The 16,284-nt window shown below is 48.6% G+C and carries 12 protein-coding genes; 9 read left to right on the forward strand and 3 right to left on the reverse strand.

All coding sequences use genetic code 11. The features are described 5' to 3' along the window. Positions 1-23: 23 nt before the first annotated feature. The 3 genes from dnaQ to ACOJUN_RS20535 are packed head-to-tail and all read right to left on the reverse strand — an operon-like array spanning position 24 to position 1,926. Complete coding sequence (dnaQ, locus tag ACOJUN_RS20525; RefSeq protein WP_422133741.1) at positions 24-707, reverse strand: DNA polymerase III subunit epsilon; 684 nt, start codon at positions 705-707, stop codon at positions 24-26. Next, positions 704-1,156 carry a ribonuclease HI gene (gene rnhA, locus ACOJUN_RS20530; protein WP_422133742.1) on the reverse strand — a complete coding sequence of 151 codons (453 nt, stop codon included), beginning with the start codon at positions 1,154-1,156 and terminating at the stop codon, positions 704-706. Before rnhA ends, dnaQ begins: the two co-directional genes overlap by 4 nt. Next, the gene (locus ACOJUN_RS20535; RefSeq protein WP_422133743.1) at positions 1,153-1,926 is read right to left on the reverse strand and encodes a hypothetical protein; all 774 of its coding nucleotides are present in this window, start codon (positions 1,924-1,926) and stop codon (positions 1,153-1,155) included. Before ACOJUN_RS20535 ends, rnhA begins: the two co-directional genes overlap by 4 nt. A gap of 233 nt (positions 1,927-2,159) precedes the next feature. On the opposite strand from ACOJUN_RS20535, the gene gloB reads away from it, so the two are divergent. The 9 genes from gloB to ACOJUN_RS20580 all read left to right on the forward strand — a co-directional run bounded on the left by gloB (position 2,160) and on the right by ACOJUN_RS20580 (position 16,245). Continuing rightward, entirely contained in the window at positions 2,160-2,942 is a 783-nt protein-coding gene (gloB, locus tag ACOJUN_RS20540; RefSeq protein ID WP_422133744.1) for a hydroxyacylglutathione hydrolase, read from the forward strand. Positions 2,943-2,984: 42 nt separating this feature from the next. Then, a complete protein-coding gene (locus ACOJUN_RS20545; protein WP_422133745.1) occupies positions 2,985-4,598 on the forward strand; it encodes a LysM peptidoglycan-binding domain-containing protein in 1,614 nt (537 codons plus the stop codon). 115 nt (positions 4,599-4,713) lie between these two features. Beyond that, entirely contained in the window at positions 4,714-6,567 is a 1,854-nt protein-coding gene (locus tag ACOJUN_RS20550) for an extracellular solute-binding protein (RefSeq protein WP_422133746.1), read from the forward strand. Further along, complete coding sequence (locus ACOJUN_RS20555) at positions 6,564-8,375, forward strand: extracellular solute-binding protein (RefSeq protein ID WP_422133747.1); 1,812 nt, start codon at positions 6,564-6,566, stop codon at positions 8,373-8,375. The genes ACOJUN_RS20550 and ACOJUN_RS20555 overlap by 4 nt, the downstream gene beginning before the upstream one ends. Beyond that, positions 8,372-10,204, forward strand: a complete 1,833-nt coding sequence (locus ACOJUN_RS20560) for an extracellular solute-binding protein (protein WP_422133748.1) — start codon at positions 8,372-8,374, stop codon at positions 10,202-10,204. Before ACOJUN_RS20555 ends, ACOJUN_RS20560 begins: the two co-directional genes overlap by 4 nt. Before the next feature lie 310 nt (positions 10,205-10,514). After that, a complete protein-coding gene (locus tag ACOJUN_RS20565) occupies positions 10,515-12,494 on the forward strand; it encodes an extracellular solute-binding protein (protein WP_422137108.1) in 1,980 nt (659 codons plus the stop codon). Between the two features lie 3 nt (positions 12,495-12,497). After that, complete coding sequence (locus ACOJUN_RS20570) at positions 12,498-13,586, forward strand: microcin C ABC transporter permease YejB (RefSeq protein WP_422133749.1); 1,089 nt, start codon at positions 12,498-12,500, stop codon at positions 13,584-13,586. Between the two features lies 1 nt (position 13,587). Beyond that, a complete protein-coding gene (locus tag ACOJUN_RS20575; protein ID WP_422133750.1) occupies positions 13,588-14,640 on the forward strand; it encodes an ABC transporter permease in 1,053 nt (350 codons plus the stop codon). Positions 14,641-14,643: 3 nt separating this feature from the next. Beyond that, positions 14,644-16,245: an ABC transporter ATP-binding protein gene (locus tag ACOJUN_RS20580; protein WP_422133751.1), complete on the forward strand. Its 1,602-nt coding sequence runs from the start codon at positions 14,644-14,646 to the stop codon at positions 16,243-16,245. Positions 16,246-16,284: the final 39 nt, after the last annotated feature.

Consider the following 16,284-nt stretch of genomic DNA (forward strand, 5'->3'; position numbering starts at 1 on the left):
CGGTCATTGCAAACTGGTAGCAATTACCAATTCTGCTGGCCTATCTTTTCCAGTTTTTCCTGATGCAACTGTAATTCAGCATCGGTCGGTTTGATGATTTTCAAGGCGGGTCTGTCCAAAGGTAGACGTCTGATAACCGTTACATCATCAGTCCCCTCTCCGGTTCCTCCCAGAAGCAGAGAAGTCTGACCACCCGTCATGGCAAGGTAGACTTCAGCCAATATCTCAGAGTCAAGGAGCGCACCATGGAAGGTACGAGCCGAGTTATCGATAAAATAACGTTTGCAAAGTGCATCCAGGTTATTTTTCTGACCAGGGTGCTTCTTTCTGGCTATAGCCAGAGAGTCGGTAATTTTACTGTAGTCCTCAACCTGCCCAAAGGCGGGATCCAGCCACTTTAGCTCATGGTTGAGAAAGTTAATATCAAAGGGGGCATTATGCGCAATCAGCTCGGCATCTTTGATAAAATCCAGAAAATCTTTGGCCACTGCAGCAAAGAGTGGTTTGTCCTGAACAAATTCGTTGGTAATACCATGCACCTGGATAACCTCATCATCCATATGCCGCTCAGGATTGATGTAGACATGATAAGTATTACCCGTCAGCTTACGGTCAATCATCTCCACACAACCGATTTCGACAATCCTGTGGCCCTGCGAAGGGTCTATCCCGGTGGTTTCCGTATCCATTATGATCTGGCGGTTCATTGCTTCTTACCTTCAATAATCTCTTGAGCACCACGACAGGCGAGTTCATCCGCCATTTCATTTTCCCGGTGTCCGGCATGCCCTTTTACCCAGCACCACTCAATCTTATGATGAGTATTCTGGGCATCAAGCCGTTCCCATAAATCTTGGTTTTTTACAGGTTTACCCGCCGCTGTTTTCCAGCCTTTGCGTTTCCAGCCGGACAACCACTCTGTAATACCCTTGCGTACATATTGGGAATCGGTTGTGACACGCACCTCGCAGGCCCGGGTTAATGTTTCCAATCCGACAATGGCGGCCATCAATTCCATGCGGTTATTGGTGGTTTCCTTCTCGCCACCATACAATCCTTTTTCAGCAGTACCGTAACGCAGAATGACACCCCAACCACCGGGGCCGGGGTTTCCTTTACAGGCACCATCTGTAAAAAGCTCAACGAGCTTGCTCAACGATTATCTCCCAATCGACTGGACCCTGTAATCGGTTTTCCGACCAGGGATTGCCCCACGGAGGACCAGACAGGCTTGATGGGTGTCATGCCTGCCACTTCCCGGGTGGCAACTATGATGTAAAAACTGCCAAAAGGCAGCATCCAACTACGACAGCGTTGTTCAATCAATTCCGACTTCAAGCCCATGGCTGAGTGGGTAGAAGGGAACAGGTAGGCACCATGAATCACTTTCTCAACACTGAACCCCAGCAAGGTTAACCAGTCCTTCATCCGACTTGGACTAATGAACTGGACACCACTGAACAACCTTCGATAACCCGGAAGTATCATACGCTTGATGTTGCAGAGACTCAGAGGGTTAAAACCGACTACCATCATCTTCCCTCCGGGGATGATGGTATGCCCCGCTTCGCTGAGAAGTCGGTGCGGGCGATCAGACACTTCTACCATATGATGCAGCAGGACCAGGTCAAGGCTGCCCGGAGCTATCGGCCAGTGATAAGGATCAAGCAACAACGAAGACGTCGGCTCAGAGTTTAAGGGGTGAAACTGAAAGTTTCGACTTACCTGGGACTCTGACAACAGAGCCGCAGTCGGAGATACCGATAATTCAACAGCATGATAACCAAAGATATACTTTAACTCATGTTCTATGTGACAGCGTTCTGTCTCAAGGACAAACTCTCCTGCACCGGATTGCATCCAACCCTGCAGGGCCTGCAATTTTTGAGGCATTTCAGGTCTGGTCGTTTTTTTAAACCATTGCATCAGGCTTTTTCCGTGTATGCTGCAGTGAAATCAGCAAAAACCTCGAGCCAGATTGTTGTCCTGCTCAAATACACATCTTATCGGGCACGGCAGGATTCAACCAGCATCGGTGTCATCCCCTATGACAATCGTAAAGAAAATAGTACAGACTTTACACGCAAAATTTGTAAAAATGGTTTTTTGTCCATTACAGGCATTAGAATGTTATTGACCATTATCCGACAGAATGTCCTATGATCCACATTCAAGCTATCCCGGCTTTTCAAGATAACTACATCTGGCTGCTCTCTGAAGATTGCAGTCAACAAAGTCTGGTCGTTGATCCGGGTGACGCTAGCGTGGTCGAGAAAGCACTGGATAGACTTGATCTGGAATTGTCGGGCATTTTGATTACCCATCATCACTGGGATCATACAAACGGCATAGAAACGTTAACAAAAAACCGTAGCATTCCAGTCTATGGCCCTGATAATTCGGCAATTTCCGGCATTACCCACACCCTGGATGGCACAGAGACACTGGCAGTGCTCGGTACTGAATTCAGTATTTTGAAAACACCGGGACACACGCTCGATCATATTGCCTATTTCGCTAATCCTGATCAGGATGATCCCATTCTATTCTGTGGCGACACCCTCTTTTCAGCCGGCTGTGGCCGACTGTTTGAAGGGACTGCTGAACAAATGCAGAGCTCATTCAATAAACTCCGCGCTCTACCCGAAAACACCCGGGTATATTGTGCACACGAATACACTCTGGCAAATCTTGCCTTTGCCCAGACCGTTGAACCCGACAACCACTCTATTAAGGAGTATCGCAACAAAGTCATCCGGCTTCGCGAGCAGAACAGGCCAAGCCTGCCCTCTAGCCTCAAGCTGGAATTTACCATTAATCCATTCATGCGTACTGACCAGAATAGTGTCATTACTGCTGTTAAGGAGCACGCCCCAAATGCCCCTCTGTCAAACGATTCAGAGGTATTTGGAGCATTGCGTCATTGGAAGGATCACTTTTGATGACGATAACCCCTGTGTTCCTTCAAGATAAATATAGTTTTTATGTCTGAACCTTTGATTACAGAGCAAACGTCTGGTCGCTATACCGGACCTGAAGTTAAACCCCTGATTCGAGTCTTGAGTGCCGCCACACTCATAATGACTCTAACAAGCTGTCAGAGTCATTCTCCAGAGCAGGCAGGTACTCCACCAGTCAAAGTTGAGCAAAAAGTTGCCAAAGGGAAAACGGCCAAAAAAACACTTAAGGATCAACTGGCCAAAAAACCATTGACCGACCTGTGGGATAGAACTCGTCGGGGTCTCGCTATGGACCTGGATAATAATCATCCCCGGGTATTGGCAGAATTACGCTGGTACAAGAAAAACCAGGGCTACTTTGACCGCGTTTCTGATCGCGCCAGTCCCTATTTCTATTTCATCCTGATAGAAGCTGAGAAACGTGGCGTCCCCCTGGAGCTGGCATTAATGCCCATAGTAGAGAGTGCCTTCGATCCATTTGCTTATTCCCATGCAGGGGCATCCGGCTTATGGCAATTCATGCCAGCTACCGGAGAACATTACGGACTGGAGCAGAACTGGTGGTATGACGGTCGTCGTGATGTGGTTGAGGCCACCCGTGCAGCTCTGGACTATATGGTCAGTCTGCACGAAATGTTTGACGACTGGGAATTAGCACTGGCTGCTTTCAACTCTGGGCCAGGGCGAGTCATGAATGCGGTCAACAAGAACGAAAGGCGGGGTAAATCCACCCGCTTCTGGCATCTTGACCTGCCAAGAGAAACCACCGCCTATGTTCCAAAGCTGATCGCCCTGGGCAAGATCGTTCGTGATCCGGCCAAATACGGTATCAAGCTAAAGTCAATTCCTAACAAACCTCATTTTGCCAAGGTTGAAACCGGTGGCCAGCTGGATATGGCCAAAGCGGCCAATTTGGCTGGCGTTACTCTGAATGAGTTATATCGCCTGAATCCCGGGATTAATCGCTGGTCCACCCCTCCTTCTGGTCCACACCACCTTCTGGTGCCTGTTGCCAAAGCCGAATCCTTCCGGACTGAACTGGCTCAATTGCCGGCGGAAAAACGTATGCAATGGCAGCGCTACTCAGTGAAGTCTGGTGATAGCCTGATCAGGATTGCCAATACTTTTAATACCAAGCCCGGGCTCATCAAGGAAGCGAACAAAATGGAAACAGACTTGATCCGGGTTGGTCAAAGTCTTTTAATTCCCGTCGCTGTCAAAGAGAAGGAAGAGTATGCCCTGACAGCGCCGCAGCGCCGTATTGCCAAGCAAAACACTCAGCGTGCCGGACGACACAAACTGAATCACTCTGTTAAATCCGGAGACAGCTTCTGGAGCATAGCCAAAAAGTACAATACCGGTGTCCAGGAACTGGCTCGCTGGAACAGTATGTCACCCAGAGACAATCTCAGGATCGGACAGACACTGGTGGTGTGGACCAAAACCAATGCGCCCCAGGACGGTGTTGTTCGCAGGGTCAATTACAAGGTTCGCAATGGTGACTCCCTGTCCAGAATCGCTGACAAGTTCAATGTCGCCGTAGCCCAGATCAGAACCTGGAATACCTTTGACAGCAAATACCTGCAGCCTGGTCAACAATTGACTCTCTATGTTGATGTGACCCGCGCTTACGAATGATAAATTCATAATGCTCAGACCCGGTTTTGAACGGGTCTGATATTTTTCTCTATAAACCACTCCCCTATCCTGTCGATGCTATATTCATTCGGATTAACAATACCAGGAAGCATCATTGAAACGACTGACGCTCTCTCTTCTGCTCTATTGGCAGGGTATGCACGCAATAGCTGCGGGTGAGCAATGGCAACATTATCTGTCCATCATGGACAAGCCTCTGTATAAGAAAGATTTCAAACACTTCCGGTACGTCAATCCCGCAGCGCCCAAAGGTGGTCATCTGCGATTAGCAGCCCTTGGAACCTTTAATACTCTGAATCCATACAGTGCCAGAGGAATAGCCCCCTCGCAGGCGAATAATACTTTCAGGTTTGGCTTTCTGGAGCTGAACGAACCCCTGATGGTGGGCACTGGTCCTTACGCCCCCTCCATGGAACATAAAAATACAGCCTATGGTTTAATCGCCGAAGCGGTAGCTTATGATACGGAAAAACATAAGCTCTCATTCAAGCTGAGAACAAATGCCCGTTTTCATGACCAGCATCCCATTACCACGGAAGATGTAGAGTTTTCCTATAAAATACTGCTGGAACACGGGCACCCAAACTTCAAACTGACACTAGAGCAAGTTGAACGCATCCAAATCGAAGATCACTACATTATCCACTTCTATCTGAAACCCTCATCCTCTAAAGCGCTCCCAATTAAACTCAGCGAGCTGCCTGTCTTACCAAAGCATTACTGGCAGAATCGTGATTTTGAAAAAACCACACTGGTCCCTCCCTTACTCAGTGGTCCTTATAAGATTTCCAGAGTCAAGCCGGGGTCAACGATCGTCTTTGAACGAGTGCCAGACTACTGGGGGGAAGATCTTCCCGTTAATAAGGGGCTTTATAATTTTGATAAAGTTACTCTGAATTTCTACCGTGACCGTCATGTCAGCTTTCAGGCTTTTAAGAACGGGGAGACCGATGTCCACTATGAAGGCGAGGCGAAAAACTGGGAAACAGCTTATGTCTTTCCAGCCATGCAACAAGGTAAGGCGACCAGACTGAACATTCCCGACAAGATGCATTATGGCAGAAGGTTCTTTGTCTTTAATCTCAGATCTCCACTGTTTCAGGATCGAAAAGTCAGGCAGGCTATCAGTCTGTTATTCGACTGGGAATGGTCTTCAGCAAACCTCTTCCATAACGCCTATGTCCGCACCACCAGTTTCTTTGGCGCCCATGAGAATAATACATCGGCGGTCCCGTCAGAGAGCGAGCAGGAACTGTTTAAAGCTTTTCAGTCGATAGTGCCACCGGGTCTCTATTCCCAACCTTTTGAACTCCCAAAAACAAACGGGGATGGGAATATCACAAGCCAGCGAAGACAGGCCCTGAAACTGCTAAAAGAGGCCGGCTGGCATTATCATCAGGGACAATTATTAAGCGCCCGGAATGAACCCTTTCACTTTACATTTATTCACTACTCAAAACTGGCTGATCGTTACATACTTCCTTTTGCGGCCAACCTTGCCAGCGTGGGAATCAAAATGGATTTTCGAGCCATAGACCTGAGCCAATATCAGCGAAGACTGCGTCAAAGGGATTTTGATATGGTTCAAACAACCCTGACGGTGCCTTTTCTTCCCGGCGAAGACCTTAAAGGGTTATTTCACTCGGAGTCTGCGGACTCTGAAGGCAGCCGCAATGTGGCCGGGATTCATAACCCGGCCGTCGATGGCTTAATTGATCATGCGCTGTCAGCCAACACCGGAGAAGCTCTTTATACTGCTATGCAGGCTCTGAATCGTCTCTTGCTCTGGGAATATTACTTCATTCCCAATTGGCAGGGGCGTTTTATAAGAATCGCTCATTGGCAGCATGTGCAACCTCCTGACACTTTTCCACCCTATGGTATTCGTCTCACTTCATGGTGGATGAAACCAGCCTCTAAAGCCCTTCAACAACAAGGAAAAAAATGACGATCAAACGATGGGCAAGAACTCTTCTGGCGCTGAACATTGCCTGGTTTTATCCTTCTGTACTGGCCAGTGTTCAGGAATCCTATCGCACAGGTCATGCCATCAGCCTGATCGGCACTCCCAAATATCCTGCCGACTTTCAACACTTTTCCTATGTCAATCCTGATGCTCCCCGTCAGGGTAAGGTCAGACTGGCGGTTCTAGGCACTTACGATACCTTTGATCTCTTTAGTTCCAAAGGTGTACCTGCTGCCGTTGGTGCCTACATTTACGACAGCCTGATGTTTGCCAGCCGGGATGAGCCCGGCAGTCTTTATCCAATGATTGCCGAACGTATCGAATACCCGGATGATAATCGCTGGGTACGTTTCGTTATTAACCCGAAAGCCCGTTTTGCCGACGGTAGCCCGATTACTGCCGAAACTGTGAGGGATACATTTTTTCAATATAAAAATGGCGACTTCTCCAACTTCAAGCTCCTGTTGAAGGATGTTAATCAAATAGAAGTTGAACCCGGAAACCGGGTAAAACTGACCCTGAATGTCCCCGAAGACAAAAAGCTGCCTTTTCGACTGGCCCAGCTACCCATAATTCACAGTAATTACTGGACAAAGTCTGAAGATGTTGACACTAAGATCCACATTCCTGTCAGCTCAGGGGCTTACAGCATCAAACACTATGAGCTTGGCCAGACCGTTTTTCTTGAGCGAAATGAGGATTACTGGGCTCAGAAGCTGCCTGTGAATATTGGCCGGAATAACTTTAAGCAGATCAGACTGGAGTATTTCAGGAACTCCACGCTCTCTCTCGAGGCTTTTCTCAGTGGACACTACGATATCCGGATAGAGAATCTGGCCAAAAACTGGACTTATGCCTATAAGGGTAAGGACCTGGAGAGCGGGAAAATCATCAAGAAAAATTACCCTCGCAAGAGCTTTCAGGTTCAGTCCTTTATCTTTAACAGTCGAAAATACCCTTTTAACGATCAACGGGTCAGAGAAGCCATCAGTCAGGGTTACGATGTAGCCTGGACCAACGCCAATCTTCTTTATGGCATTTATTCAGCGCCCGAAAGCCTGTTTGCCAACTCGGATTTTGCCCACTCAGGCATACCCGATAGAGCTGAAGCCCAACTGCTTGAACCTTATCGGGACATACTTCCTGAGAAGCTGTTTAAACAACCCTGGACTGGTGTACAAACAGATGGCACTGGCAATATCCGAAAACAGCTCAGTTATGCTAATAGACTTCTGAAACAGGCTGGCTGGGAACTCAAAAACGGCAAAAGGGTCAACAAGGAAACCGGTGAGCCACTCAGGTTCGAATTGATGCTGGCGGTGCCAGAACAGGAACGTGTTGCTATACCGTTCAAAAGTAATCTGGAAATGCTCGGCATTGAAATGCAGATCACCTCGCTGGATGTCTCTCAGTACATTCGAAGAGTGCGCAATCAGGATTATGATATGCTGCTCAGAACCTTCCACCAGCCCGATGTGCCTGGCAACGAACAAAGAGAATACTGGAGCAGCAGCACTGCCGATCAACAGGGTACACAGAACCTCGCAGGTGTCAGTCACCCTGCTGTTGACGCAATGATTGAATCTATTATCAAGGCTGAAACCATCGACCAGTTGCAGGCCGCCACCAGCGCTATGGATCGCATCCTGCTCTGGGAAAATTACACCATTCCCCAGCTCTACCATCGTTACTGGCGGGTAGCATACAGAAGCCACTACAACTATCCTGACAACGGAGGTCTTTACGGCTCTGTGGACCTCAGCATCTGGTGGGAGAAAGAACCAAAATGAAACGCCTTGTTGCGGGAATATTTTTGATAGTAACGTCCTCTTTGGCATGGGGAGCAGAAAACATTCCTCTGAAGCATGCCATAAGTCTCTATGGTGAACCAAAGTACCATAAGGGTTTTGAACACTTTGACTATGCCAACCCGGACGCACCAAAAGGCGGTGAATTCAGACAGGCCGTGACCGGCCAGTTTGACAGTCTTACACCTTTTGTAGATCGCGGTTCAGCTGCGGCTGGCAGCGACTTGCTCTACGACAGCCTGCTGCAAAGATCCTGGGACGAGCCTTTAAGTAAATACGGTTTGATTGCCCAGTTCATAGAATTGGACCCTGATAACCGCTGGGTTGCCTATCATATTAATCCCAAAGCTCGCTTTAATGATGGCCATAAGGTGTCAGCCAGTGATGTGAAATTCTCGTTTGATCTTCTGAGGGAGAAAGGCTCAACCTTCTACCGCCACTTCTATGATGATATCGAGAAAGCTGAAGTCACAGCGCCTATGAGGGTACTATTTACCTTTAAAAACAACAAAAACCGGGAGCTGCCTCTAATCCTGGGGCAAATGCCTATACTTCCAGAACACTACTGGAAGGACAGACATTTTCCGTCCTCCGGATTTGAAGTCCCCGTCACCAGCGGTCCTTACCAAGTCGATAAAATCAATCCCGGACGATCCATCAGTTATAAAAGAGACGAAGATTACTGGGCACAAGACCTGGCTGTAAACCGGGGTCGGTATAATTTTGACCGCATGCTGTTCGAATATTACGGAAACGAATCTGTGCTGTTAGAAGCGATGTTCAGCAATCAATATGACTTCAGACTGATTACAGACCCAACCATCTGGAATACCCAGCTGAGCGAGAACCGAATTAAAAAATATCGTCTGGTACAAGAAGTCATAAAGAACCATAACCCCCAAACCCTGACGTTAGCCTACAATACCCGGCGACCTTTTCTAAAAGATGCCAGAGTCAGGGAAAGTCTGGGATACGCTTTTAATTTCAAGCAGATCAACGACCACCTTTTCTTTGGAATGTATCGACCTGCTGAAAGCTTTTTTGCAGGCTCTGAGCTGGCAGCCAGTGGAATTCCATCAGCTGAAGAACTGAAATGGCTGGCCCCCTTTCAGCAACAACTGCCTGAAGCCCTCTTCCATGATCCCTTCAAGGTACCTGATAGCCGACTGGCATCGGGCGACCGATTGAGTATGGCAAGCGCACTCAGGTTATTAAAACAGGCAGGCTGGGAAATAAAAGATAATCAACAAGTTAATGCCATGGGGGAACCACTGGTCCTGAACGCACTGGTAGCCACTGAAGAACATGAAAAAGTTCTGCTTTCCATCAAGGACGGTCTGAGTCGTCTTGGTATTACCTTAAATGTTCATCGTATAGACCCACTCCAGATGGTAGCCAGACTCCGTGAACTGGATTTTGAACTGGTACTGCATGTCTATCGACATACTGCATCACCAGGCACCGAACAGGTATCCTTCTGGGGATCGGAAACCGTTGATCAACCAGGAACCAGAAACCTGTCGGGTGTTCATTCACCGGTGGTCGATCACATAGCTCAATTGATTCCATCAGCCACCAGCCGTAAAGAACTGCTTTCAATGGTTCATGCCCTGGACAGAGTTCTGCTGTGGGGACACTACTCACTGCCTCTCTGGTACTCACCCTCCTGGAACGTTCTGTACCGGGATACTCTGAAGCATCCTGAGACGACGCCGCTTTATGCTCTTGACCTGAGTACATGGTGGTATCAAACGAATAAACCACCATCAGCCAGAGCTAATGCTGGTTCAATACTGAAGAAAGTAGATTAACCGCTTGGGAGACAGGGTACATTGCGATACTAACAATCAGGAACTCTCTGGTTACATGTTTGTAGGCGTTGATTCTGAAGCAACACAGGTATTTTAATTGCTTCAGATCAACTTTTACCGTCATCTAAAAGTATTAATGACCTTTTTATGATGAATTAGACCTTGCCTGTCAGGTTTGATAGGTGTTTACAATATTGTCAGAAATCGGAACAACTCCGCAAGAAGCAATACCTGTAGTCAGGGAGCCGACTATAGTTTTGAGGCAAAAGTTATAACAATGCGATCCAGGCTAACCATGAATCATACAGTGATGATAAAAAGATCGTTGAAGACAACGATTTTCCAGTCCCTCCCCATTGCGACACTCTTGCTTTCCCTGTCTGTGATGCCTTTACCGGTAAAAGCAGAGGACGCAGTTAATAAACTCCCTTCCCTCTCGCTCTACGGCGACAGCAAATACTCAAAAGATTTCAAACATTTTGACTACGTGAATCCCGATGCACCCAAGGGTGGTACAATGCGGATGGCCAGCATGGGGACTTTTGACAGCCTGAATCCCTACATAGACAAGGGGACTCCCGCTGCTGGATTAGGCTTGATTTACGATACTCTGATGACCAGCAGTGCGGATGAACCTTTCTCCATGTACGCCCTGGTGGCTGAGTATGCGGAGCCTGCTGCTGATAACAGTGGTATCACTTTCCATATCAATTCAAAAGCCCGGTTTCACGACGGACAACCGATAACGGCTGACGATGTTGTTTACAGTTTTGAATTACTCAGAGATAAAGGTTCTCCTTTTTACCGGGCATATTATGGCGATATAGTCAAAGCAGAAGCCCTGTCCAAACGCAGTGTGCGCTTCGTTTTCAAACACAACCGTAATCCTGAACTTCCCCTGATCATTTCCCAGCTTCCGGTTCTTCCAAAACACTTCTGGGAAAAGGAGTCGAATAACTTCGAAGAGGGCAACCTGACTCACCCTTTGGGCAGCGGACCATACAAAATTCGCTCTGCCGAGCCGGGTCGCAGTATTGTTTACGAGCGAGTTGTTGATTACTGGGGTAAGGATTTGCCGGTCAACAAAGGTCGCTATAACGTTGATGAGCGTCGTTATGACTATTACCGGGATGCCAACGTATCACTGCAAGCATTGAAAGCCGGGGAATACGATCTCCGCTTTGAAAATATTGCCAGAAACTGGGCCACCGCCTATGACACTCCGGCAGTTAAAAAAGGTGACCTGATTCAGGAATCCATCCCAACCAAAGCCCCTCAGGGTATGCAGGGGTTTGTCTTTAACCTGCGCAGAGATATTTTCAAGGACGTCAGAGTTCGAAAAGCGTTGAATTACGCCATGGACTTCCAATGGCTTAACAAGAATCTGTTCTATAACAGTTACACCCGGACACAGAGTTATTTTGCCAACTCTGATATGGAAGCAACCGGCATTCCTGAAGGTAAAGAATTGGCCTACCTTGAGCCCTGGCGAGATCAACTCCCCGCCGAGTTATTTACCCAACCCTTCAAACTGCCTGTCACCGATGGCAGTGGCAGAATCCGCAATCAGCTGAGCGAAGCTCTGTCCCTGATGGAACAGGCGGGCTGGAAACTGGAAAATGGCTCGCTCCGGAAAAACGGCAAGCCCTTTGAATTCGAAATTCTTCTGTATGATTCAAGCATGGAGAAAGTGGCCCTGCCAATGAAGAAAAACCTTGAAGCCATGGGCATCGATGCCAACCTGCGAATCGTGGATATTTCACAATACATAAACCGCCTCAGAAGCTTCGACTTCGATATGCTGGTCAGTCGCATTCCCCAATCCAGTTCGCCCGGAAACGAGCAACGGGACTTCTGGGGCAGCGAATCAGCGGATCTGCCAGGCAGTCGAAACCTGATAGGGATTAAAAACCCGGTGGTTGATGGCCTGATCAGGGAATTAATCAATGCCGACTCCAGAGAGGATCTGGTCGCCGCCGTTAAGGCTCTGGATCGGGTGCTGCTCTGGAATCAATACATGATCCCCCAATGGTATCTGGCCAGTAACCGGGTTGCCTACTGGAAGCCCCTTAAACACCCTCTCAGCCGTCCTGATCAGGAACCTCTTTATCAGTTGGACCTGGACTCCTGGTGGATAGAACCGACAACCATCAGGGCTTCTTCAAACGCGACCGCCGATGGCGAAGAAAGAAATGAAGAAAATAAAGGCATACCACTTTGGCCTGTCGGCATTCTACTGGTCATCCTGTTTCTGGGATGGGTCATCCGTCGTTCAAAACGTCGCAACTGAATTATGAAAAGCTATATTCTACGCCGTCTGGCGTTAATGATTCCGACACTGTTTGGTATCCTGCTTCTGAACTTTGTCATCATTCAGGCTGCACCGGGTGGCCCTGTTGAGCAAATGATTGCCAAACTGGAAGGTTTTGAAATCAATGCCACCAGTCGCATCGGAGGCTCCAGTAGTGCCGAGATTCAACAATTGAGTGTGGACGAATCCGGTGAGTATCGGGGACGGCGGGGACTGGACCCGGAACTCATCAAAGACATCGAAAAGCTTTACGGTTTTGACAAACCCGCCTACGAGCGCTTTTTACAAATGGTTGTCAACTACGCTCAATTTGAGTTTGGCGACTCCTTTTTCAGGGATGCGAAAGTCATTGACCTCATCAAGGAAAAGTTGCCTGTCTCAATCTCTCTGGGTTTATGGAGCACACTGCTGATCTATCTGATCTCCATTCCCATGGGCATTCGAAAAGCAATAAAGCACGGTAGCCACTTCGATGTCTGGACCAGCGCTGTTATTACCACAGGCTATGCCATTCCCAGCTTTCTGCTGGCCATCCTGCTTATTGTTCTGTTTGCCGGTGGCAGTTACTGGAACTTCTTCCCACTGCGTGGGTTAACTTCGGAAAACTTTGATCAGCTCAGTCTGATCGGCAAACTGGCAGACTACGCCTGGCATATGGTTCTCCCGGTTTTTTGCATTGTTATTGGTGGTTTTGCAACATTAACGATGCTGACCAAAAACTCTTTTCTCGATGAAATTCATCGCCAGTATGTGCAGACAGCCCGCGCCAAGGGTCTGGATGATAACCAGGTGCTGTACGGACATGTTTTCAGAAACGCCATGCTGCTGGTGATATCCGGATTTCCTGCGGCCCTGATTGGCATACTGTTCACCAGCTCATTGCTGATTGAAATTATTTTTTCACTGGATGGACTGGGCCTGCTCGGCTACGAAGCCGCCATTAATCGCGATTACCCTGTGGTCTTCGGATCCCTGTTTATCTTCACTCTCATAGGCATGGTGGTAAAACTGCTGGGAGATCTGACCTACATGCTGGTCGACCCAAGAATTGACTTCGAGGCGAGGGACTAATATGGCATCGTCTCAAAGCATAAAACCTTCCCGTATAAGCCCGCTCAACCGGCGACGCTGGCAAAGTTTCAAAAGTAATCGGCGGGGCTATTACTCACTCTGGATTTTCGGTTTCCTGTTTTTCACCACGTTATTTGCCGAGTTCATCGCCAATGACAAACCCCTTCTGGTGTATTTCAAGGGTGAAATCTATACCCCCATTTTACATATCTACCCTGAGACAACCTTTGGTGGTGAATTTGAGCTGGAAATGGATTACCGTCAGGACTACGCAAAAGAGTTGATCGAGCCCCATGGCTGGATGCTCTGGCCTCCCATCCATTACAGCTACGACACCATCAACTATGCCCGCGTTGCTCCGGCGCCTCCCACGCTCGAGAATCTGCTGGGCACCGATGATCAAGGCAGAGATGTGCTGGCAAGAGTCATTTATGGTTTCAGAATATCCGTGCTTTTTGGCCTGATTCTGACGCTGTTCAGCTCTGTCATAGGGGTTGCCGTCGGCGCCATACAGGGATTTTACGGCGGACGAACTGATCTTATAGGACAACGATTTATTGAAGTCTGGTCAGGTATGCCCAGTCTGTATCTGCTGATCATTCTTTCCAGTTTTGTCGAGCCCGGTTTCTGGTGGCTGCTGGGGATTATGCTGCTGTTTTCATGGATGGCACTGGTGGATGTCGTCCGTGCTGAATTTCTGCGTGGTCGAAACCTTGAATATGTCCGTGCAGCCAGAGCCCTGGGGATGACCGATAGCCGATTGATGTTTCGTCACATTCTGCCCAACGCCATGATTGCAACAGTCACCTTTATGCCCTTTATTCTGACCGGAGCCATCACCACCCTGACTTCTCTGGACTTCCTGGGTTTTGGTCTGCCAGCCGGATCACCTTCACTGGGTGAGCTGATCGCCCAGGGTAAGAACAATCTTCAAGCGCCATGGCTGGGCATTACAGCCTTCATGGTAATGTCAGTGATGCTGACCCTGCTGGTGTTTATCGGGGAAGCCACCCGCGACGCTCTGGATCCACGCAAATACGTTACAGGTCACTAAGCGATGACAAGTTCCCTGCTCCAAATCAAAGACCTGAAAGTCCGCTTCAACCAGAGCGGTGGCAGCAGCGATGCGGTAAAAAACGTCAGTTTTGAACTGTTTCCCGGAGAGACGCTGGGTCTGGTGGGTGAGTCCGGCTCAGGTAAATCCATTACAGCTCTGAGCATACTGCAACTGCTTCCTGAAAATGCCAGTCACCAGGGCGAGATAGTGTTTGCTGGCAAAAACCTGTTGGCTCTGTCAGAAAGAGAAATGCGAGGCGTTCGGGGTCATCAGATTGGTATGATTTTCCAGGAGCCCATGACCGCTCTCAATCCACTGCATACCATAGAGAAGCAGATCTGCGAAGTTCTCAGTCTGCATCTGGGAATGCGCCCTCAATCTGCCAGTCAGCGGGCTTTGGAGCTGCTTGAACTGGTGGGCATTCAGGAGCCCGCCAAAAAGCTTTCAGCCTATCCTCACGAATTGTCCGGTGGCCAGCGCCAAAGAGCCATGATTGCCATGGCACTGGCCTGCGAGCCAAAGGTCCTTATCGCTGATGAGCCCACCACGGCACTGGATGTCACCGTCCAGAGGCAAATCCTGACACTGTTGGCAGAGTTGCAGCAGAAAATGGGTATGGCTATTTTATTTATCAGCCATGACCTCAACCTGATCCATCATGTTTCCCATCGAATCTGCGTCATGAAAGATGGAGAACTGGTGGAAACCGGTGCCACAGAAGCGGTTTTTAATCAGCCAAAACATCCTTATACGAGAGAGCTGCTCAATGCTGAGCCTTCAGGGGCTCCTGCTCCTGTCTCTGATGAGCAACATAAGGTTATCGAAGGACAGGACATCAGGGTCTGGTTTCCAGTCAAAGCCGGATTCTTTCGAAGAACGGTTGACCATATCAAAGCCGTCACCGATCTTTCCATCTCAGTTGCAAAAGGTGAAACACTGGGTATTGTCGGTGAATCCGGTTCTGGAAAAACCACATTGGGCATGGCCCTGCTGAAGTTGCAGGAAAGTCAGGGCCAGATCTACTTTGAAGGTGAAGCCCTCCATCTCCTGAACCAGAAACAGTGTCGTCCATACCGACGACAGATGCAAGTTGTTTTTCAGGACCCTTATGGCAGTCTGAGTCCGAGAATGACCATAGCCGATATCATTGGTGAAGGACTCGATATCCACCAGCTGGCCAGCAACAGTGAACGGGACGATCTGATCATAAAAGCCATGGCAGAAGTCGGTCTTGACCCTCAATGGCGACACCGTTATCCCCATGAGTTTTCTGGCGGACAGAGACAGCGTATTGCCATAGCCAGGGCCCTGGTTCTGAAACCCGGGCTGATTATTCTTGATGAGCCCACTTCGGCGCTGGACAGGACTGTCCAGTCTCAGGTGATTGAGCTGTTGAGAGACCTGCAGAAAAAATACAACCTGAGCTATATTTTTATCAGCCATGACCTTGCTGTAGTGAAAGCTATGAGCCACAGGATTCTGGTGATGAAAGACGGTGAGATTATTGAGCAGGGATCAACTGAACAGATCTTTCACCATCCGCAAACAGGATACACCCGCGAGCTGCTTGAAGCCGCCTTCGAAAGTCATCAGCGGCGCTGATTCCTGACAGGAAAAACAGTCTGCATTCTGAGAGTATTT

This window comes from Endozoicomonas sp. ALD040, from assembly GCF_049275945.1.
Lineage (GTDB): Bacteria > Pseudomonadota > Gammaproteobacteria > Pseudomonadales > Endozoicomonadaceae > Endozoicomonas_A.